General features: G+C 65.8%; 20 protein-coding genes. 7 read left to right on the forward strand and 13 right to left on the reverse strand.

The genetic code is table 11. The features are described from left to right. Positions 1 to 8: 8 nt before the first annotated feature. Genes FG94_RS06895 through FG94_RS06910 form a run of 4 tightly spaced genes read right to left on the reverse strand, consistent with a single transcriptional unit; the run spans position 9 to position 2,909 of the window. Entirely contained in the window at positions 9 to 557 is a 549-nt protein-coding gene (locus FG94_RS06895) for a pilus assembly protein PilP (RefSeq protein WP_229445881.1), read from the reverse strand. Beyond that, positions 554 to 1,222, reverse strand: a complete 669-nt coding sequence (locus FG94_RS06900) for a type 4a pilus biogenesis protein PilO (protein WP_036208859.1) — start codon at positions 1,220 to 1,222, stop codon at positions 554 to 556. The genes FG94_RS06895 and FG94_RS06900 overlap by 4 nt, the downstream gene beginning before the upstream one ends. Continuing rightward, the gene (locus FG94_RS06905) at positions 1,219 to 1,845 is read right to left on the reverse strand and encodes a PilN domain-containing protein (RefSeq protein WP_036208862.1); all 627 of its coding nucleotides are present in this window, start codon (positions 1,843 to 1,845) and stop codon (positions 1,219 to 1,221) included. The genes FG94_RS06900 and FG94_RS06905 overlap by 4 nt, the downstream gene beginning before the upstream one ends. Continuing rightward, a complete protein-coding gene (locus tag FG94_RS06910; RefSeq protein ID WP_036208864.1) occupies positions 1,845 to 2,909 on the reverse strand; it encodes a pilus assembly protein PilM in 1,065 nt (354 codons plus the stop codon). Before FG94_RS06910 ends, FG94_RS06905 begins: the two co-directional genes overlap by 1 nt. Before the next feature lie 343 nt (positions 2,910 to 3,252). On the opposite strand from FG94_RS06910, the gene FG94_RS06915 reads away from it, so the two are divergent. Continuing rightward, positions 3,253 to 5,586: a penicillin-binding protein 1A gene (locus FG94_RS06915; protein ID WP_036208868.1), complete on the forward strand. Its 2,334-nt coding sequence runs from the start codon at positions 3,253 to 3,255 to the stop codon at positions 5,584 to 5,586. 66 nt (positions 5,587 to 5,652) lie between these two features. On the opposite strand, the gene cyaY is transcribed toward FG94_RS06915, so the two are convergent. Further along, positions 5,653 to 5,982: an iron donor protein CyaY gene (cyaY, locus tag FG94_RS06920; protein WP_027867221.1), complete on the reverse strand. Its 330-nt coding sequence runs from the start codon at positions 5,980 to 5,982 to the stop codon at positions 5,653 to 5,655. Positions 5,983 to 6,023: 41 nt separating this feature from the next. Here cyaY and FG94_RS26480 point away from each other — a divergent pair, with 41 nt between their 5' ends. Both FG94_RS26480 and lysA read left to right on the forward strand, forming a co-directional pair. Further along, on the forward strand, positions 6,024 to 6,218 hold the full coding sequence (locus FG94_RS26480) for a lipoprotein (RefSeq protein ID WP_200879954.1): 195 nt from the start codon (positions 6,024 to 6,026) through the stop codon (positions 6,216 to 6,218). An 8-nt stretch (positions 6,219 to 6,226) separates the two neighbouring features. Beyond that, positions 6,227 to 7,504: a diaminopimelate decarboxylase gene (gene lysA, locus FG94_RS06925; RefSeq protein ID WP_036208872.1), complete on the forward strand. Its 1,278-nt coding sequence runs from the start codon at positions 6,227 to 6,229 to the stop codon at positions 7,502 to 7,504. 109 nt (positions 7,505 to 7,613) lie between these two features. On the opposite strand, the gene FG94_RS06930 is transcribed toward lysA, so the two are convergent. The 4 genes from FG94_RS06930 to FG94_RS06945 all read right to left on the reverse strand — a co-directional run bounded on the left by FG94_RS06930 (position 7,614) and on the right by FG94_RS06945 (position 11,414). After that, positions 7,614 to 8,240 (reverse strand): sulfite oxidase heme-binding subunit YedZ, encoded by a 627-nt coding sequence (locus FG94_RS06930; protein WP_036208875.1) that lies wholly within the window; start codon positions 8,238 to 8,240, stop codon positions 7,614 to 7,616. Next, positions 8,240 to 9,211, reverse strand: coding sequence for a protein-methionine-sulfoxide reductase catalytic subunit MsrP (gene msrP, locus FG94_RS06935; protein WP_036208878.1), 972 nt, complete (start codon positions 9,209 to 9,211; stop codon positions 8,240 to 8,242). Before msrP ends, FG94_RS06930 begins: the two co-directional genes overlap by 1 nt. Positions 9,212 to 9,342: 131 nt before the next feature. Beyond that, positions 9,343 to 10,731: a heavy metal sensor histidine kinase gene (locus FG94_RS06940; protein WP_036208881.1), complete on the reverse strand. Its 1,389-nt coding sequence runs from the start codon at positions 10,729 to 10,731 to the stop codon at positions 9,343 to 9,345. Next, positions 10,728 to 11,414 (reverse strand): heavy metal response regulator transcription factor, encoded by a 687-nt coding sequence (locus tag FG94_RS06945; RefSeq protein WP_036208884.1) that lies wholly within the window; start codon positions 11,412 to 11,414, stop codon positions 10,728 to 10,730. The genes FG94_RS06940 and FG94_RS06945 overlap by 4 nt, the downstream gene beginning before the upstream one ends. Positions 11,415 to 11,531: 117 nt before the next feature. Here FG94_RS06945 and FG94_RS06950 point away from each other — a divergent pair, with 117 nt between their 5' ends. Both FG94_RS06950 and uraH read left to right on the forward strand, forming a co-directional pair. After that, a complete protein-coding gene (locus tag FG94_RS06950; RefSeq protein WP_036208887.1) occupies positions 11,532 to 12,023 on the forward strand; it encodes a heme-binding protein in 492 nt (163 codons plus the stop codon). Between the two features lie 29 nt (positions 12,024 to 12,052). Further along, positions 12,053 to 12,463 (forward strand): hydroxyisourate hydrolase, encoded by a 411-nt coding sequence (uraH, locus tag FG94_RS06955; protein WP_036208890.1) that lies wholly within the window; start codon positions 12,053 to 12,055, stop codon positions 12,461 to 12,463. Positions 12,464 to 12,466: 3 nt separating this feature from the next. On the opposite strand, the gene ccsB is transcribed toward uraH, so the two are convergent. From ccsB to FG94_RS06970, 3 genes are all read right to left on the reverse strand, one after another. Then, complete coding sequence (gene ccsB, locus FG94_RS06960; RefSeq protein WP_036208893.1) at positions 12,467 to 13,627, reverse strand: c-type cytochrome biogenesis protein CcsB; 1,161 nt, start codon at positions 13,625 to 13,627, stop codon at positions 12,467 to 12,469. A gap of 21 nt (positions 13,628 to 13,648) precedes the next feature. After that, positions 13,649 to 15,739: a cytochrome c biogenesis protein ResB gene (locus FG94_RS06965; RefSeq protein WP_036208896.1), complete on the reverse strand. Its 2,091-nt coding sequence runs from the start codon at positions 15,737 to 15,739 to the stop codon at positions 13,649 to 13,651. A 109-nt stretch (positions 15,740 to 15,848) separates the two neighbouring features. Next, positions 15,849 to 16,508, reverse strand: a complete 660-nt coding sequence (locus FG94_RS06970) for a cytochrome c (RefSeq protein ID WP_036208899.1) — start codon at positions 16,506 to 16,508, stop codon at positions 15,849 to 15,851. 161 nt (positions 16,509 to 16,669) lie between these two features. Between FG94_RS06970 and yihA the strand changes: the two genes are divergently transcribed. Together yihA and hemB are read left to right on the forward strand one after the other, a co-directional pair. Continuing rightward, positions 16,670 to 17,380, forward strand: coding sequence for a ribosome biogenesis GTP-binding protein YihA/YsxC (gene yihA / locus FG94_RS06975; protein WP_036208902.1), 711 nt, complete (start codon positions 16,670 to 16,672; stop codon positions 17,378 to 17,380). Positions 17,381 to 17,413: 33 nt separating this feature from the next. Then, positions 17,414 to 18,421 carry a porphobilinogen synthase gene (gene hemB, locus FG94_RS06980; protein ID WP_036208905.1) on the forward strand — a complete coding sequence of 336 codons (1,008 nt, stop codon included), beginning with the start codon at positions 17,414 to 17,416 and terminating at the stop codon, positions 18,419 to 18,421. A 76-nt stretch (positions 18,422 to 18,497) separates the two neighbouring features. Here the strand turns inward: hemB and FG94_RS06985 are convergent, their stop codons facing one another. After that, positions 18,498 to 20,198 (reverse strand): tyrosinase family protein, encoded by a 1,701-nt coding sequence (locus tag FG94_RS06985; RefSeq protein WP_051996300.1) that lies wholly within the window; start codon positions 20,196 to 20,198, stop codon positions 18,498 to 18,500. Positions 20,199 to 20,222 lie beyond the last annotated feature (24 nt).

Raw genomic sequence — 20,222 nt, forward strand, 5'->3', positions numbered from 1 at the left:
GCCTGGGCTCATTTCCCGGTCTCCTTGCTTTCCGCCAGCTCGATCGTCGCCTTGCGCTCGACCCAGTCGCCGGTGGCGTCCTGCACTGTTTCCCTGATGTCGATCGCGCCTTCGCTGATGCGCGTGACCAACCCGTGATTCTGTCCGATGCGCTGGCCCGCCTTGACCTGGAAGATCGACGCGTCGATCTGCACCAGCGCGTAGCTGGCGCCGCCCTTCTGCAGGGTGCCGACCATGCGCATGACGTCGAGCGGGTAATGCTCGAGCACCTCGCGCGGCCGGCTCTCGTCCGGCTGCAGCGGATTGGTGCTGGTCGCCGCCATTCGCGCCATTTCATTAAGCAGCTTGGCCTCGCTGAAGGGCTCGACCGCTTCGCCCGGGTTGTAGGCGTAGGGGACGAATTCCTTCGGTTCCGGCAGCGGTTTCACCTTGGGGACGGTCTCGCGCTCGACCTGCTTCATCCAGTCGCGCACTTCCTGCACGTCGCCGTCGCCGCAGCCGGCAAGCAGGGCTGCCGCGCCGAACGCGCAAACGGTCTGCATCAGCTTGCGCGTCATTTCGCCGCTCCTTCCTTGACCTTCTTCTTGTCCTTGCGCGCCTTCTTCTGCGCGCCGATCTCGTCGGCGTCGAGGTAGCGGAAGGTCTTGGCCACCGCTTCCAGCTGCAGAGCGCCGTCGCGCGTCGTGAGGATCATGTTGTTGAGCGTGACGATGCGCGGCAGATGGGCCATGTCGGCGGCGAAGGCGCCGACGTCGTTGTACTTGCCGCTCACCTTGATGTCGATCGGCAGTTCGGCGTAGTAGTCGCGGATCACTTCCTGGCCCGGCTTGAACAGCTCGAACTGCAGGCCGCGGCCGACGCCGGCCTGGTTGATGTCGGACAGCAGGTCCGCCATTTCCGACTTGCTCGGCAGTTGCTTCTCGAGACGGACCACGTACTGGTCGACCTGGGCCTTCTGGGCCTGCAGGGCGTCGAGGTTGATCGCCTGGGCCATCTTGATCTTGTATTCGTCGCGCAGGCTGGCTTCCTGGGCGGCGAGCCTTTCCTGTTCCTGGAACTGCTCGCTCCAGTAGAAGAAATAGCCGAGGCCGATGACGGCCGCCATCACGCCGGCTGCGCACAGCAGGCGCGGGGCCAGCGGCCACTGCCCGGGCTGGCGGCCCTGCAGGTCCTGGAACTGGGCGGCGAGCTGGGCGCCGAGGTCTTTGAGATCGATATTCATGGTGTTCCTGCCGCCTTGGCCAACTTGGCGTCCGGCTTGCCGTCGCCTTGCGCTTCCTGCTCGCGCGGGCGCTTGATCGCCACGTCCATCTGGAACTCGACGACCCGGCGCGCCGTCGCCTTGCCCTGGCCCAGGGTGGAGACCCGCACCTCGGTCAGGTTCGGGCGTTCCAGCCAGGGCGAGGATCCGGACACGTTGCGCAGCAGTTCGGCGACCCGCTCCTGCGACTGCGCATAGCCGTTCAGCGTCACCCGCTGGCCGTCCTGGCGGAAGGATTTCAGGTAGACGCCCTCCGGCGTCTGGCGCACCAGTTCGTCGAGCACGTAAACGGGCTGGTTGCGGTCGCTCTGCAGGTCCTCGACGGCCTGCTGGCGTGCCTTCAGGGCCTCGATTTCTTCCTTCAGGGTCTTGATCTGGCCGATCTTCTTGTCCAGTTCCGCGCTGGCCTGCTTGAGCACCAGGTTGCGTTCGTTCTGGACCGAGATGCGGCTGGCGTTCCAGGCGCCGACCAGCACCACCACGGCGGCGCCGGCGACGCCGCCCGCCGCCAGCATGGCCACGAACGCCGCCTGCTTCTGCTTGCGCTTGGCTTCGCGGTGGGGTAAGAGGTTAATGCGGATCATCAGCCGAACCTCCGCAGGGCCAGGCCGCAGGCAACCAGGTAGGCTGCGCCTTCCTGGCGCAGCTGCTGTTCACGCACGAGGGGACCGTAGGACATGCCCTGGAAAGGCGCCACGACACTGCTCGGGATGCGGGTGCGGCTGCCGATCAGTTCGAGGAGGCCAGGCAGTGCGGCGCAGCCGCCGGCCAGGTAGAGCTGGTCGATCCGGGTGTACGGCGTGGAGGTGAAGAAGAACTGGATCGCGCGCGTGACTTCCAGCGCGGCGCTTTCCAGGAAAGGCTGGAGCAGCTCGGCGCGGTAGTTCTCCGGCAGGTCGTCGGCGCGCTTGCGGGTTTCGGCGTCCTCGAAGGACAGGCCGTAGGCGCGCACGATGTCCTGGGTCAGGGTATTGCCGCCAAAGGGCTGCTCGCGCTCGTAGATGGTCTCGCCGTCCTGCAGCACCGACACATGGGTGGCCTGGGCGCCGATCTGGAACAGCGCCACGATCTGCCCGGGCTTGGCATTCGCGCTTCTGACCAGCGCGGCGCGCGCGGCATAGGATTCGATGTCCATCACGGTGGCCGTCAGGCCGGCCGCTTCGGCGATCGCCACCCGGTCCTCGACCTTTTCGCGGCGCGCGGCAGCCAGCATGACTTCCATGTCTTCGGCCGAATTCGGGGCCTGGCCGATCACGTCGAAATCCAGGCTCACTTCGTCCAGCGCGAACGGGATGTACTGGCTGGCCTCGGACTCCACCTGCACTTCCAACTGGTCTTCCGACAGGCCGGCCGGCAGGATGATCTTCTTGGTGATGACCGCGGCCGGCGGCATGCCGAGCGCCACGTGCTTGGCCTTGGTGCCGCTCTTTTTCCAGACGCGGCGCACGGCCTCGGCCACCTGTTCGATGTTTTCGATGTTGCCGTCCACGACCGCGCCACGCGGCAGCGGTTCGGCGGCATAGCGCTCCAGGCGCAGTTCACCCTTGCCGGCGTTTTCCAGCTCGACCAGGCGGACGCCCGACGTGCTGATATCGAGCCCGGCCAGCGGCGGACTCGATTTCCCGAACAAGGAACCTAGATTGATCACGAGCGTACTCCTCGGCTGCCCTTCCCGCCTGAAGCAGGATCTTGTGTTGAACGCCCGCTTGGGGGTATGTCCTGTTTACTCAATGAGTTGGTGCATATTTATGAGGCACCGCGTTAGATCGTACTTAAAAGGATGCACCCAGACAAGATATTTCTATGAGGGAACACATCAATCCGGCGCGTGCGCGCCACACTCTGGCATGGAGTGTTATCACCCCTGCCACGACCGTTTCCAGCTTGCCATTGTTCCGCTTGCTTAGCCTTAAGTTCTGACTCAGCAGTCCGTGTGTCAGCTCCGAAAGCCCTGACTTATAATGGGACGGTTCAAGGGAGTAAAAACCAGCATGAAAGAGAAACAATCGCCCAAATCGGGCGCCTCGAAGTACAGTCCCAAGCGCCTGATCCTGATGGCCTTCGGGGCCCTCACCGGCCTGGCCGCCATCGGCGTGCTGGTGCTCGTGTTCGCGCTTGCGATGGCCTACCCGAACCTGCCCGCGCTCGACACCATCACCGACTACCGGCCCAAGATGCCGCTGCGGATCTTCACCGCCGATAACGTCCTGATCGGCGAATTCGGCGAGGAGCGCCGCACCCTGGTGCGTTTCAAGGACATCCCGGACGTCATGAAGAAGGCAGTGCTGTCGATCGAGGACGACCGCTTCTACGAGCACAGCGGAATCGACTACTGGGGCATCCTGCGCGCGGCGTTCCGCAACGCCACCACGACGACGCGCCAGGGCGCCTCGACCATCACCCAGCAGGTGGCTCGCAACTTCTTCCTGTCGTCCGAGCAGACCTTCAAGCGCAAGGCCTATGAGGCGATGCTGGCCTGGAAGATCGAGAAGAACCTCTCCAAGGACCAGATCCTCGAGCTCTACATGAACCAGATCTACCTGGGCCAGCGCGCCTTCGGCTTCCAGTCGGCGGCCCAGATCTACTTCGGCAAGGACCTGCGCGACATCAGCGTGGCCGAAGCCGCGATGCTGGCCGGCCTGCCGAAGGCGCCATCTGCGTATAACCCGGTGGTCAACCCGACCCGCGCCAAGACCCGCCAGCAGTACATCCTGCAGCGCATGCGCGATCTCGGCTACATCACCGAAGCCCAGTACGCGCAGGCCAAGGAAGAAAGACTCACGATCAAGACCGACAGCACCGCCTTCGGCGTGCACGCCGAGTACGTGGCCGAGATGGCGCGCCAGCTGGTCTACGAGCAGTTCAAGGAAGACACCTACACCCGCGGCCTGAACGTGTTCACCACCATCACCAAGGCCGACCAGGACGCGGCCTACCTGGCGGTGCGCCGCGGCGTGATGGAGTACGAGCGCCGCCATCCCTACCGCGGCCCGGAATCGTATATCGACATCCCCAGCAGCAAGGGCGAGGCCGAGGAAGCCATCGAGGCCGAGCTGGCCGAGCATCCGGACAGCGACAACATCGTCGCCGCCATCGTGCTGAAGGCCTCGCCAACCGAGGTGACCGCCACCATCGCCTCGGGCGAGACCATCAAGATGACCGGCCCGGGCCTGTCCTTCGCCAAGGCCTGGCTGTCGGAGAAGGCGGCGCCGAACCGCCGCCTGCGCCGCGGCGCGGTGATCCGCGTGATGCAGGACGACGAGTCGAAATGGGTCGTCACCCAGATGCCGGAAGTGGAATCGGCCTTCGTTGCGACCAGCACCGAGGACGGCGCGATCCGCGCGCTGGTCGGCGGCTTCGACTTCAACCGCAACAAGTTCAACCACGTGACGCAGGCCTGGCGCCAGCCCGGCTCCTCGTTCAAGCCCTTCATCTATTCGGCTTCGCTCGAGCGCGGCCTGTCGCCGGCGACCATCGTCAACGACGCCCCGATCAGTTTCGACGCCGGCCAGACCGGCGGCCAGGCCTGGGTGCCGAAGAACTACGACAACCGGTACGAGGGCCCAATCACCATGCGGCGCGGCCTGACGCAGTCGAAGAACATGGTCTCGATCCGCATCCTGAACAAGATCGGCGCGCGCTACGGCCAGGAGTTCGCGACCCGCTTCGGCTTCGACGCCGAGCGCAACCCGGCCTACCTGACGCTGGCCCTGGGCGCCGGCTCGACCACGCCGCTGCAGATGGCCGGCGCCTATGCCGTGTTCGCCAACGGCGGCTACCGCATCAGCCCCTACATCATCTCGAAGGTGACCGACAGCGACGGCAAGGTGCTGTCCGAAGCGCGTCCGGAGCGCGCCGGCGTCGAGGCCAACCGCGTGATCGACGCGCGCAACGCCTTCCTGGTCGACAGCATGCTCAAGGACGTGGTGCGCTACGGTACCGCGACCAAGGCCATGGCGCTCAAGCGCACCGACCTCGCGGGCAAGACCGGCACCACCAACGATTCGGTCGACGCCTGGTTCGCCGGCTACAACCCGAAGCTGGTGGGCGTGGCCTGGATCGGCTACGACCAGCCGAAGAACCTCGGCAACCGCGAGACCGGCGGCGGCCTGGCCCTGCCGATCTGGATCAACTACATGGGCAAGGCGCTGAAAGGCGAGGAAAACGTCGAGCGCGACGTGCCGCCGGGGCTGATCCTGGCCAACGGCGAGTACTACTATGCCGAGATGCCGCCGGGCACCGGTGTCGCGACACTGGACGTCGGCCCGCCGCCGGCGCCGGCCGAGCAGAAGCAGCGCGATGCGGTCAGGAACGAACTGTTCTGATTTTTACCGAATGGTAAAAAAATGGCGACCCGCGGGTCGCCATTTTTACGTCTGCCGCAAGGGGAATCAGCCCATCGAAACGGGCGCCCCGCCCTGCTCCGTCACGTACTGCGACAGCGAGGCGAACAGCTCGGTATCGTCGCGGGTATTGCGCCACTGGTCGCCGACGCGCTTGTAGTGGTAGCCGCCCGAGCGCGCCGCCACCCACATTTCCTGCAGCGGCGCCTGGCTGTTGATGATGATCTTCGACGCGTTGTCCAGGAATTCGACTTCCAGCACGTTGCCGCTGCGCTTGCACTCGACGTCGACCACGTCGTCGTCGTTCAGCTTGTCGAGGCAGGCCTCGATGCGGTCAAGGGTGCTTTCGGCCAGCGCCAAAAATTCGGATTCGGTCATGCTACACTCCAAAGTTCGCTAATCAAACCCCCATTCTAATCGTGAACTCCACCATCGCACGTCTTTCCGGTGCCGGCCTGGTGGCCGTGCTCCTCGCCGGCTGCGGCCAGACGGGTCCGCTCTACATGCCGAACCCGCCGGCCAAGCCCTCCGCAGCCGCCGTTGCCGAGGCCAATCCGCAGCCAGCCCAGCCAGTTCCATCGAATAACGCCTCCACCCCGGCCCCAACCAAGTAAGCTTACCCATGTCGCACTTCCAGTACCAGAACGGCGTCCTGCACGCCGACAGCGTTGCCCTGCCCGCCATCGCCGAACAATTCGGCACGCCGACCTATGTCTATTCGAAGTCGGCGCTGCTGGAAAACTTCCGCGCCTATTCCGACGCCTGCCGCGGCCGCGACGCACTGGTGTGCTACGCGATGAAGGCCAACTCGAACCTGGCCATCCTCGACCTCCTGAACCGCGAATGCGCCGGCTTCGACATCGTCTCGGGCGGCGAGCTGCTGCGCGTGATCGCCGCCGGCGGCGACCCGGGCAAGACCATCTTCTCGGGCGTCGGCAAGACCGTCGAGGAAATGCAGCTGGCGCTGGAAAAGGGCATCCTGTGCTTCAACGTCGAATCGATCCCGGAGCTGCACCGCCTCAACGAGGTGGCCGGCAGCATGGGCAAGCGCGCACCGGTGTCGCTGCGCGTGAACCCGAACGTGGACGCCAAGACCCACCCCTACATCGCCACCGGCCTGAAGGCCAACAAGTTCGGCGTGGCGTTCGACGATGCCCTGGACACCTACCGCACCGCGGCCTCGCTGCCGAACCTGGACGTGGTCGGCATCGATTGCCACATCGGCTCGCAGCTGCTTGACGACGCGCCGCTGCTGGAAGCGCTGGACAAGCTGATCGAGCTGATCGACACCCTGGCCGCTGAAGGCATCGTGCTGCACCACCTCGACATCGGCGGCGGCCTGGGCGTGAACTACGGCGCCGAGGGCGACAAGCCGCCGGTGCCGGTGGGCGACTACCTGGGCCGCCTGTTCGCCCGCATCGACGCCTGGCGTGCCGAGAAATACGAGGGCAAGCCGGTCAAGGTGATCTTCGAACCGGGCCGCTCGATCGTGGCCGATACCGGCGTGCTGCTGACCAAAATCGAGTACCTCAAGCCGGGCGTGGAAAAGAACTTCGCCATCGTCGACGCGGCCATGAACGACCTGATGCGTCCGACCCTGTACCAGGCCTGGATGGGCGTGCAGCCGGTCAGCCCGCGCGAAGGCGCCAAGCTGACCTATGACGTGGTGGGTCCGGTGTGCGAATCGGGCGACTGGTTGGCGCGCGAGCGCGATCTCGCCGTCGAGCCGGGCGACCTGCTGGCGATCATGACCGCCGGCGCCTACGGCATGACCATGGCCTCGAACTACAACACCCGCGGCCGCGCGGCCGAGGTGATCATCGACGGCGGCCAGGTCCACGTGATCCGCCAGCGCGAGAATCCGGCCGATCTGTTCGCGCTGGAATCGATGCTGAAATAATCTGTAGGGTGGGCAGGTTTCCTGCCCACGCGGTGATAGTTAGCGATTGAAAAGCCGCGCGCGCTGATCTTGCTGCTGGTTGACCGCGTGGGCGGGAGACCCGCCCACCCTACGACACCGCGGCTTTATGCGTCTTCCTGGCCGCGCTCCAGTACACGCGCAATCCCAGCAGCGCCGCCACGACCAGCCCAAAAATGATCGGCTCCTGGAAGTCGTTCTTCCCCGCCTTCATCCACCAGAAATGCAGGATGCCCAGCGGCGCCACCACGTAGATCAGGCGGTGCAGCCACTGCCAGCGTTTGCCGCCCAGGCGCCTGACCATCGCATTGGTGCTGGTCGCCGCCAGCGGAATCAGGAGCACGAAGGCGATGAAGCCCACCGTGATGAAGGGCCGTTTCACCACGTCCTTGAGCATCCCGGCGACGTCGAAGAAATGGTCGAACCAGAAGAAGCAGGTGAAGTGCAGCAGCGCATAGAAGAAGGCGAACAGCCCCAGCATGCGCCGCAGCCGCACGACCCAGTTCCAGCCGGTGAAACGGCGCAGTGGCGTCACCGCCAGCGTGATGCACAGGAAGTACAGGGTCCAGTCGCCGGTGCCGCGGGTGAGGAATTCGAGCGGCTCGACCGGCACGCCCTGGAATACCAGCCAGGCCATGCGCAGGAAAGGCAGCAGCGCCAGCACGAACACCACCGCCTTGATCGCGCCGACCTGCTTGTTGGACGGAGTGAACGCCATCAGTAGAACTTCTTCAGGTCCATGCCGCTGTACAGCGAGGCGACCTGGTCGTAGCCGTTGAACATCAGGGTCTTGCGCTTGCGCTGGAAGAAGCCGTCCTCGCCGATGCGGCGCTCGGTGGCCTGCGACCAGCGCGGGTGGTCCACGTTCGGGTTCACGTTCGAATAAAAACCGTATTCGCTCGGCGCCGAGTCGTTCCAGGCGGTGCGCGGCTGGCGGCTCACCAGGCGGATCCGGACGATCGACTTGGCCGACTTGAAGCCGTACTTCCAGGGCACGATCAGGCGCACCGGCGCGCCGTTCTGGTTCGGCAGCACCTGGCCGTACATGCCGACGGTGAGCAGCGTGAGCGGATGCATGGCCTCGTCCATGCGCAGGCCTTCCACATAGGGCCAGTCGAGCACGCCGCTGCGCAGGCCCGGCATCTGCTTGCGGTCGGCCAGGGTGGTGAACTCGACGTACTTGGCATTGGCGGTAGGCTCGACCTGCTTGAGCAGGTTCGACAGCGAATAGCCGACCCAGGGAATCACCATCGACCAGCCCTCGACGCAGCGCAGGCGGTAGACGCGCTCTTCCAGCGGCGCCAGCTTGAGGATGCGGTCGATGTCGAGCGTGACCGGTTTTTTCACCTCGCCCTCGATCGTCACCGTCCACGGCCGGGTGCGCAGCGTGTGCGCGTTCTCGACCGGGTCGCCCTTGTCGGTGCCGAATTCGTAGAAGTTGTTGTACGAGCTGGCGTCCTTGAACGAGGTCTGCTGCTCCTGCGTCGACAGGGCCGCATTGCGGGTGACGGCGAGCTTCACGCCTTGTGCGAAAGCCTCGCGGTTGGCCATCTCCCAGATACCGCTGCCCACGGCTGCCGTGGCGGCGATACGGGCGATAAACTGGCGCCGGCCTTCATACACTTCGCGCGGCGTGATCTCGGACGGATACGGGAGGTCGATCCCGTTCGGACTGCGTTTGAAAAGCATGGCTGACTCCGCTACAGAGAGAGACTTCAGGTTACACCAGACGGCTTGGGCGCACGTTAGCGCCGGCTGCCGTCCGGCAAGGATGGGGCGCGGCATGCTGGACAAAAGCGCGTCAGGCCCCGCCCGGCGCCCTACCCGGTGGGAAAGGCGAGGATGAAACGGGTGTCGGGACCGTTCGACTGCACGATCGCTTTGCCGCCGTGCAGGTTCAAGATGGCGCTGACGATGGACAGGCCCAGTCCCGTGGAGCCTTCCGCATCGCTGCGGGCGCTGTCGGCGCGGTAGAAGCGGTCGAACAAATGGTCAAGGTGCTCGCGTGGAATCGCCGCGCCCACGTTGCTCACGCTCAGCTCCAGCATGCCGGGGCGCGGTTCGGCATGCAGCCTGATGGTGCTGCCCGCATCCGCATGGCGCACCGCGTTCGAGACCAGGTTGGCGAGTGCCCTCCGCACCAGCGCGGGATCGGCGGCGAAGCGCCCTTCCCCGCTGCATTCCAGGCGCAGGCCGCGTTCCTCGGCCATGCCCTCGAAGAAATCCGCCACCCGCTCCAGCTCATCCAGTGCCGCCAGCGGCTGGCGCGCCAGCACCACCTCGTCCTGGCCGGCGCGGGCGAGGAACAGCATGCTCTCGATCATGCGCGCCAGGCGCTCGAGCTCCTCGATGTTCGAGGCCAGCAGGGTTTCATATTCTTCGCGGCTGCGGCCCTGCCCGAGCGCGACCTGGCTTTGCCCGATCATGTTCGTCACCGGCGTCCTGAACTCGTGCGCCAGGTCGGCCGAGAAGCCGGACAGGCGCGCATAGCCATCCTGCAGGCGTTGCAGCATGGCGTTGAAGGCATCGATCAGCGGCCGCAGCTCGGACGGCGCAGCGCCGATGTCGAGGCGTTGCGCCAGGGTGCCCGGCTTGATGAGGGCCGCATGCTCGGCGACCGTGCGCAGGGGCCGCAGGCCGCGGCGCAGCATCAGGGCCGCCAGCGCGGCAGCCAGCAGGGCGCCGACCGCGCAGGCGGCCAGGATACGGGCGCGATAGCGCGCGAACATGGCGGTGCGTTCGGCATAGGCGCGCGCCACCACCACCGTCACCTGATTCGCGCCCAGGCGCGCGCTGCCCGCGACCACCCGGCCGGGCGTGCCGTCCTGCGCCGTCCAGCCGGCGATGGCGTCGCGGCCAGGTGCCGGCCCGGCCTCCGGCGGCACGGGATAGCGCTCGCCACGCGGGTTGATGTCGGCCAGCACCGCGCCGCCCGGCGCGACGATGCGCACCAGCGAGTTCTCCTGGCCGCTCATGGTGTCGCGAAAAAAATCGGGCTGCGCCGCCAGCAGTTCGGCCGCGCCCGGACGGCCTAGCACGATCTGCACCTGGCGCAGCTTGCCCAGCAATTGCAGGTCGTCGCGGCGCGCGATCTCGGCCACAAAGGCGCGGTACAGGTAGATGCCCAGGCCCGCCGCGATAAGCGCGACGATCAGCACGAAGGCGAGCGTCACGCGCAGGGTCAGGGAATGGCGCCAGGAGGGTTTCATGCCGGGGCCTGCGCCTCGCAGACGTAGCCCATGCCGCGCCGGGTATGGATCAGTTTCTGCGTGAAGGGGTCGTCGATCTTGCGCCGCAGGCGGCGCACGGCGGCATCGATGACGTTGGTATCGCTGTCGAAATTCATGTCCCAGACCTGGGATGCGATCAGGGCGCGCGACAGCACCTGGCCCTGGCGCCGCGCCAGCAGGTGCAGCAGCGCGAACTCCTGGGCCGTGAGCGCAATGGTCTCGGCGCCGCGCCGCACGCGGCGGCGCAGCACGTCGATTTCGAGGTCGGCGATGCGGATCAGTTCTTCCTCGCGCACCGGCCCGCGCCGCAACAGGGTGCGGATGCGCGCCACCAGCTCGACGAACGCGAAAGGCTTGACCAGGTAATCGTCGGCCCCCAGTTCCAGCCCGCGCACGCGGTCCTCGACCTCGTCGCGCGCCGTCAGGAACAGCACCGGGATCTGTTCGGTATCCGGGTCGGCGCGCAGGGAGGCGAGCACCTGCCAGCCATCCATGCGCGGCAGCATCACGTCCAGCACCACCAGCTCGATCTCTTCCTCGCGGGCGATCGCCAGGCCGTCGCGTCCATTGCGCGCGAGCCGCACCGCAAAGCCCGACTCGGCCAGGCCGCGCTGGAGGTAATCGCCGGTCTTCGGCTCGTCTTCGATTACGAGAATGCTCATAAGCGCATTCTATGCCGAAGGGATGCGGCCAAACATGACGAAACTGTCATCCGGCGGTCAGCCTGGCGTCGGCAGGCGCATGACAAGATGGCTGCCATCCCATGTCGAAGGAAGACCATGTCCAGAAATCTCATCATGCTTCTCGCAGCGCTGGCCGCGGCCCCTGCCGGCGCACAGCTGCGCCAGCAGCCGGCACTCGGCCTGGAAGCGGCCAAGCGCCTGGCGGAGCGCGCCATCCAGTCCTGCCGCAGTGAAGGCCGCGCGATCGTCGTGGCCGTGGTCGACCAGGGCGGCAACCTGGTGGTCGTGCAGCGCGACGACGGCGTCGGTCCGCACAATACCGAGGCCAGCCGGCGCAAGGCCTATACCGCGCTGTCGACGCGCAAGCCGACGCTGCTGCTGGCACGCGACGCGCAGTCCGCCCCGGACACCCGCAACCTGGCCACCCTGCCCGAACTCCTGCTGCTCGGCGGGGGCGTACCGCTGCTGGCGCACAAACAGGTCGTCGGCGCCATCGGCGTGGCCGGCGGCGGCGGGCCGCTGAACGACCATGCCTGCGCGGAGCGCGCCGTCGGCGCCGTGCCCGAGCTCGACCAACCCACCCCTTGAATATTGTTGCCTTAACTTAGGAGAACACCATGCACACCAACCACCGACTCGCCCTTGCCAGCCTGCTGGGCTTCGCCAGCATCGCGGCAAGCGCCGCGCAGAATCCGCTCAGCGTCCACGTGCTCGACCTGCAGAGCGGCCAGCCCACCGCAGGCATCGAGGTCACGCTGGAACAGCGCGCCGGCAGCGGGTGGCGCGAACTGGCGCGCGGCGTCACCAACGAGCAGGGACGCATCCCTGCCCTGTATCCGGAAGGTCAAGCGATGAAGCCGGCCGACTACCGCATCGTGTTCAAGACCGGCGAACACTACAAGCGCAAGGGACAGGCCAGCTTCTTCCCGCAGATTCCGGTCGAGTTCACCGTGAATGCGCCCACGCAGCATTACCACGTCCCGCTGCTGCTGAGCCCCTTCGGCTACTCGACCTACCGGGGCAATTGAGGTTTACAGCTCGCCGTAGGAGTGCAGCCCCGACAGGAACATGTTCACGCCCAGGAAGGCGAAGGTCGTGACCAACAGGCCCACCACCGACCACCAGGCCGCCACGCGGCCGCGCAGGCCCGACATGAGGCGCATGTGCAGCCAGGCCGCGTAGTTGAGCCAGACGATCAGGGCCCAGGTTTCCTTCGGGTCCCAGGACCAGTAGCCGCCCCAGGCTTCGGCCGCCCACAGCGCGCCGAGGATGGTGGCGACGGTGAAGAAGGCGAAGCCGACCGAGATCGACTTGTACATCACGTCGTCCAGCACTTCCAGGCTTGGCAGGCGGTCGGCCAGGATGCCGTGGGATTTCAGCAGATAGGCGCAGCCGACCATCGCGGCCAGAGCGAAGGTGCCGTAGCCGATGAAGTTGGCCGGCACGTGGATCTTCATCCACCAGCTCTGCAGGGCCGGCACCAGCGGCTGGATCTGGGCGGCGTCGCGCGAGACCGTGTACCACAGCAGGAAGGCGACCGCGGCCGCGATGATCAGCAGCACGAAGGGGCCCAGCTGGCGGGTCGCGTAGCGGCCTTCGTAGTAGAGGTAGAACAGCGCGGTGATGATGGCGAACAGGATGAACACTTCATACAGGTTCGACACCGGGATGTGGCCGACGTCGGGGCCCATCAGGTAGGACTCGTACCAGCGCACCATCATGCCGACCGAACCGAGCACCACGCCGGCCCAGCACAGCTTGCTGCCGACCGAGCCGCCGAATTCCGAGCGGCCGGCCAGGCCGAGCCAGTAGAACACGGTCGAGAACACGAACAGTGCGCTCATCCACAGGATGGCGGACTGGCTCGACAGCATGTACTTCAGGAAGAATTTCTGGTTCGCCGCATCGATGGCGCCGCCGTACATGGAAATCGCCCACAGCGACAGCACCGCCACCAGCGGCAGCAGCCAGCGCATCGGTTTCCAGTACCAGCCCAGCAGCGCGAAGGTGGGCGCGGTGAGCACCAGGATCACCTGCTCGTAGATGTCCATGTGGTGGGCGTAGCGGTTCAGCGCAAACAGCGCCCCCACCAAGAGAGCGGCGCCGTACAGCCAGTCGAAGGCGTTCAGGCTGCGGAAAAAGCCCGGCTCCGGGGTATAGGCCTTGGGCTGGCCGGCTTGCGACAGTTCCATCTTGGTCTCCTTGCCGCGGGCTCAGGCCGGCTGCGGCAGTTTTACTTTCAAATCGTCGAATTCGCGCTCGAAGTCGAGCGTCTTGCGCTGGGTGCTCATTGCCATCAGCGCATGCGCGCCATGCTCGGTATCGCGCACCCACACCCACATGCGCCGTTCACGAATATAAAACATTGCGAACACGCCCGCTACCAGCAGCAGGCAGCCGAGGTAGACGATGTTCTTGCCCGGCGACCGGGTCAGCTGCAGCACCGAGGCTTTCACTTCGGTGAACTCTTCCAGCTGCAGGTAGACCGGGGCGCCGTAGAACACGCTGTCCGACAGCGCATTGGTGGCCAGCTGCAGGAAGCGGCCGTTGGCCTCGCTCGCCTCGACGGCCGGCAGGCCGGCGCGTGCGTTGGCGGCCTGCCACAGCTCCCACAGGGCGCCGTTGAGCATCTTCATGAAGATGTTGGCCGCCTTCTCCTGCTCGGCCTGGGGAATCTTTTCCAGGAACTGCGACACGCCGAGGAAGCCGCCGCGCCCCCCGCTCTCGCCGGCGAAGATGGCCAGGGTACGCGCCGCGGACTCTTCCAGCTGGCCGCCCAGGCCCGCCTGCTGTTCCGGCGCCAGCGCACGCGCCGCGTAGCGCCGGGCCGCATCCTGCCGCAGCGAGGCGTCGGCCAGCGCCGCGCGCAGGCGCATCCAGGTGCGCACGCTGTAGTCGGCGTCCGCCGGGATGCGCAGGAAGCTGAAGTTTTCCTGCGGATTGTTGCGCACGCCGGCCAGGTAGACCTGGGCGCCGTCGAGCGTGAGCGGCTGCATGTAGTTCATGAACTCGCGCGCCTGGCCGGTCTTGTCGCGCAGCTTGTACTGCACGCTCGGGCCGACGTTCTTCAGGTCCTTGGCATGGTCGGTCCTGGCCGCCGAACCGGAGGCCTTGCCGAGGGTGGCGCTGAGCTGCTCGTTGAACGAGGTGTTCTTCGCCACCGCACGGGCGTCCTGGTTGGCCGCGATGTTCTCGACGTTGAAGGGACGGAAGCCCGACCATTCCACCGACCAGGTCTCGTCCCCCTGCTTGAGCTCGGTACTGGATCCGACCGTGCCTTCGATCTGGAAGGCCTTGTCGGCCGTGCCGCTCATCGGGAAGCCGGTGAGCTTGAGCTTGCTGCCGCCGTCGTCGAAGCTCGACTGGTAGACGGCGATGCCCTTGTAGATCAGCGGGTGGTTGACTCTGATGGAAGCCGGGAAGGTCTTGCCGGTTTCATGGTCGCGCACCGTGACGTCGCTGGCAAACAGCTTGGGCATGCCGGTCGAGTAGAAATCGATGTGGAATTTTTCGAGCTTGATCGAGAACGGCAATTCCTGCACCAGCACGCCGGAGGCCTGCGGCAGCAGGGCCGTATCGCTGGTCTGGCCTTCGGCGATCAGGGTATTGCCGCGGAAGGTCGGGTTCGAAATGCCGAGGCGGTGCTGGGCCGGGATGTCGGCGATCACGCCGCTGCCGCCGAACGGCGTCTTGCCGAAGAACCACTGCTGGAACTTGACCGGCATCTCCGAGTCGAGCATGCCGCCCAGCAGGATCACGATGATGGCGGTGTGCGCGAAGATGTAACCGAACTTGTTGCCGGCGCCCTTCTTCGCCGCCACCAGCATGCCGCCATCCTTCTCGACCAGCTTGACCGCATACCCGGCGTGGCGCAGGCGTTCGGCGGTCTGGGCGGCAAGAAGGGTGCGGGCCACCGGCGCGGTCCACTCGGCCTTGTGATGGAAGTTGCGCAGCGATTCTTCGCGCACGTGCTCGCGCCAGCTGCGCATGTCGCGCACCATCTTCGGCGCATTGCGCACCACGCACAGGGCGGTGGACACGATCAGGAAGACCAGGATCAGCAGGAACCACCAGCTCGTGTACACGTTGTACAGGCCGAGTTTGGCGAACACTTCGAACCAGAACGGGCCGAACTGGTTTACGTAGTTCGGCATCGGCTCGTTCTGCTTGAGAACGGTGCCGATGACCGAGGCGATGGCGACGATCGTGAGCAGGCTGATGGCGAAGCGCATCGACGACACCAGCTCGACCGCTTCGGCGAACCCGCGGCGGCGGGTGTTCAGTTCAATTCCGGTGGTACTCATGTTCTATCTTCTACAGCGCCCAGGAAACCAGGCAAACCTGCCGAGCATACAGCAAAAAGGGCAGCCAGCTCAGCGCCGCCGCCCCTTCTTTTTCATATCGTGGCGCTGCTTACTTGAGGCCCGCGATATAGTCGGACACCGCCTTCATTTCTTCCGGCGACATGCGCTGTGCCAGCGTGGTCATCTGGACACTGTTCTTGCGGGTGCCGGTCTTGAAGGCGTCCAGCTGGGCATAGGTGTAATCCTGGTGCTGGCCCGACAGGCGCGGGTACTGGGCCGGGATGCCGCTGCCGGTGGCGCCGTGGCAGCTGGCGCAGGCGGCGACGCCCTTCTCGGCGATGCCGCCGCGGTAGATCTTGCGGCCCAGCTCGACGGTGTCCTTGTTCTTGGCGGCGCCCGGCTTGGCCTTCTGCGTGGAGAGGTAGGCGGCGATGTTGCGCTTCTCGTCCTCGGTCAGCATCTTCGAGTACGGCGTCATGATCGGGTTCTGGCGGTTCGGGGTGGTGAAATCGACCAGCTGCTTGTGTGTATAGGCGTCGATCTGGCCGGCCAGCTTGGGGTTGGCGACGATGGTCGAGTTGCCGGCGGCGCCGTGGCAGGACATGCAGGCCGGCAGGCCGCGCGCGGCATCGCCCGCATCGTAGAGGGTTCCGCCCTTGGCCGGGTCGGCCTTGGCGACGGCGGTTTGCGGCGCCGCAGAGGCACTACCGCACAGGACCAGGCTTGCAACCAACAAGGACTTCAAAAGCGGAAACGTCAAACGATTCATACAAGCACCCTGAAAAAGTCAAAAACAGATTTTGGAATTTACAGTGAAACAGTGCAGCGGCCTTACTGGCGCTCCCCCGGGGCGGAGCATGGTTCAACCCCTTATTGTACAATAGCTTTGTTTCCCTATCGCCATTTCGTTGTCATTTAAACCTTCCCCTTATGTCCAAACTTTGGCAGGCCCGGTTCTTCACGACCGTTAACCAGTTGCGCGACCTTCCCGGCACCCACGTGCCCGAAATCGCCTTCGCCGGGCGCTCGAACGCGGGCAAATCCACGGCGATCAACATCCTCACCAACCAGAAGGGCCTGGCGTTCGCCTCGAAGACCCCTGGCCGCACCCAGCACATCAATTACTTCTCGATCGGCGGCGCCCACGTGGCCCAGCACCGCAAGGACCCGACCATCGTCGAAGAGATCCGCGCCCTGCTGGTCGACCTGCCGGGCTACGGCTATGCCGAAGTGTCGGGCACGGCCAAGCTGCACTGGCAGAAGCTGCTGGGCGACTACGTCCAGCGCCGCGAGCAATTGGCCGCGCTGGTCCTCATCATGGACTCGCGCCGCCCCTTCACCGACCTCGACGTGCAGATGCTGGAATGGTTCGCCCCGACCGGCAAGCCGATCCACTGCATCCTGACCAAGGCCGACAAGCTCAACCAGAACGAAAAGACCAACGTCCTGCGCCAGGCGCAGAAGATCCTCGACAGCTACGTCGACGAGGACGGCGAAGGTTTCCCCTTCACGGTGCAGCTGTTCTCGGCGCTCAAGCGCATCGGCATCGAGGAGGCGGACGCCAAGATCCTCGAGCTGCTGGGACTCGATCGCGAGGACGCGGACCTGGACGACGCTGACGAAGATTCGGATTCGGAATAATCCCGGGCTCACCGGGACAACCTTGGAACTGACATGACCATCATCACTCCCGCCACCTATCCTGCTGCCCGCATGCGCCGCATGCGCCGCGACCCGTTCTCGCGCGCCCTGATGCGCGAAAACGTCGTCACCGCCTCCGACCTGATCTACCCGGTCTTCATCCTCGAGGGCGAGAACCAGCGCCAGCAGGTGGCCTCGATGCCGGGCGTGGAGCGGGTGTCGGTAGACCTGCTCTTGACGGTGGCCGAGGAATGCGTGGCGCTGGGCATCCCGATGCTGGCGCTGTTCCCGGTGGTCGATGCCTCGCTCAAGACCTATGACGGCGTCGAGGCGACCAATCCGGAAGGCCTGGTGCCGCGCGCCGTGCGCGAACTGAAGCGCCGCTTCCCGGAACTGGGCATCATGACCGACGTCGCCCTCGATCCCTACACCACCCACGGCCAGGACGGCCTGCCGGACGAGAACGGCTACATTGTCAACGAAAAGACCATCGAGATGCTGATTCGCCAGTCGCTGGCGCAGGCCGAGGCCGGCGTGGACGTGGTGGCGCCCTCGGACATGATGGACGGCCGCATCGGTGCGATCCGCAAGGCACTCGAAGAGAACGGACACATCCATACCCGCATCATGGCCTACTCGGCCAAGTATGCATCGAGCTTCTACGGCCCGTTCCGCGACGCGGTCGGATCAAGCGCCAACCTGGGCAAGGCGGACAAGAACACCTACCAGATGGATCCGGGCAACAGCGACGAAGCGCTGCGCGAAGTGGCGCTCGACCTGGCCGAAGGCGCCGACATGGTGATGGTCAAGCCGGGCATGCCCTACCTCGACGTGGTGCGCCGCGTGAAGGACGAGTTCAAGGTGCCGACCTTTGCCTATCAGGTCAGCGGCGAGTACGCGATGCTGAAGGCTGCCGCCCAGAACGGCTGGCTGGACCATGACAAGGTCATGATGGAATCGATGATGGCCTTCAAGCGCGCCGGCGCCGACGGCGTGCTGACCTATGTCGCGCTGGACGTGGCGCGCAAGCTGAAGGGCTGAGCCAGCCCCTGTCACGAAGAAACCGCGCCGAGTGTGAACCGGGCGCGGTTTTTTATTGCCTGGCGCCTCTTCCCGCTCAGTAGGCCTCGATGCTCACCGCCACCAGTTCGACCGCGTCGCCATGGACCTTGTCGTGATGCTGATGGTCGTGCCCCTGCTCGTGGCAGTCCGGCCCGCACATCGGCACGACGCGCAGCCGGATCTTGCCGTCCGCCGGCGGCAACTGGCGCAGCTTCTCGCTCAGCGGCAGGCTGTAGGTCAGCGCGCCATGGGCGCCGCGGTGGCCGAACATCATGATGGTGGCCAGGTAGTGGGGGCTGGAAGCATCCACGTGCGACAGGTCGTCCGGTCCGTTCAGGATCACCATGAAGGCGTCGTGCGACATCTGCGGGAAGTTCAGGGTGACGTTGGCCACCAGCACCTGCCCGGCCGTCCGCGCCGCCTCGATCGTCGCACCGGGCAGGTGCGCCACCGCGCTGGCCGGGGCCGCTTCGGACACCTCGCGCCGCTGCACGCTGCCGACGACGCGGGCGCGCCTGCCGTTCTGGCTGGCGACGGCATACCTGGGAATCAGATCCTCTCCGGAGCCGGGCTCGTAGTCGTAGCCGAACGGCGTCATCCAGGCATAGTCCCCGGCCCGGGTCTGGCTCACGGGCTGGCCCTTGGCATTGACGAAGAACAGCAGCGGATCGCGCGCCCAGCGGTAGTAGTCGCTGGCCCGTTCCTCCGCGGATTTCTGCTCGTCCGGCAGGTCGGTGCGCAGCTCGTAGCCGGCCGGCAGGAAAGGCAGGCCGAGCTGCATCTGCTTGCGCGTCCACACGTCCCACAGGCGGTCCATGTTGCTGTGGTGCAGGAAGAAAATCGGGTCGACCGGCGACAGCATGTCGGTCATGAAACCGCGCGCTTCGACGAAATTGCAGTCGCGCGAACCGACGCAGCGGTGGATCGAATTGTGCGGGCGGGCTTCCAGGATGCCGAAGCCGGCGCTGGTGTGGTGGTTCGACGTCTTGGCGCTGCCGAAGGCGATGAAGTCGGGCGCCGCCAGCGCCGCCTGGATGGTGGCGGGCGAGACGGCGTCCGCTGTGGCCAGCGAGAAGCCCGGCTGCTCGCGCCGGATGCCGCGCGCGCCCGGCTGGTCGAAGAACATGCCGCCGCGTGGATCCGTCACCATGTCGAACAGCAGGTCCGGCTCGAAACGGATGCGGCGCGACAGCAGCTGGCCGAGCTGGCTGCGCCCATCGAAACCGCTGCCGGGCAGCGACCAGTAGCCGGCGCCCGCGATCACGCCCGTGATCATGCGCTCGAAATCCTGGCGGCCGGCCAGGTAGGCCGGGTGGTTGGGATCGAGCACGTCGTCGAACATGTCGTCGGGGACCTGCTGGTCCACGGTCCAGTCCCAGTACGGCAGGGCGAAATGCGGGTCGCCGCTCAGCTCGCGGCAAATCTGTTCGAACCAGCCGAGGTAGGCGCGGTGCCACGGCAGGAACCACCAGTTGCCGTGCGGGCAGTCCATCGTGTGGACGATGGCCTGGCGATACCAGTTGCGCGGGTCCTCGGGCGGCAGCGCCAGCATGGCGCGCACGGCCTTGGCATAGCTCTTGAGCATGCGCTTGCCATGCTTGCCGGTCGCGTTGTAGCGGCGGTAGCGACGCTGCTTGTCGTCTGCCAGGGCCATGCCGAACGGCAGCATGCCGGCGCAAAGGCCGAGGCCGAGGCCGGCCGTCTTCAGGACTGCGCGGCGCGACTGCTTGAATACCTCGTGGTGCTTGTCGGTCATAAGTGCTCTCCGTCGATGTGAAGA

This window comes from Massilia sp. LC238, assembly GCF_000735635.1.
GTDB lineage: Bacteria > Pseudomonadota > Gammaproteobacteria > Burkholderiales > Burkholderiaceae_D > Telluria > Telluria varians.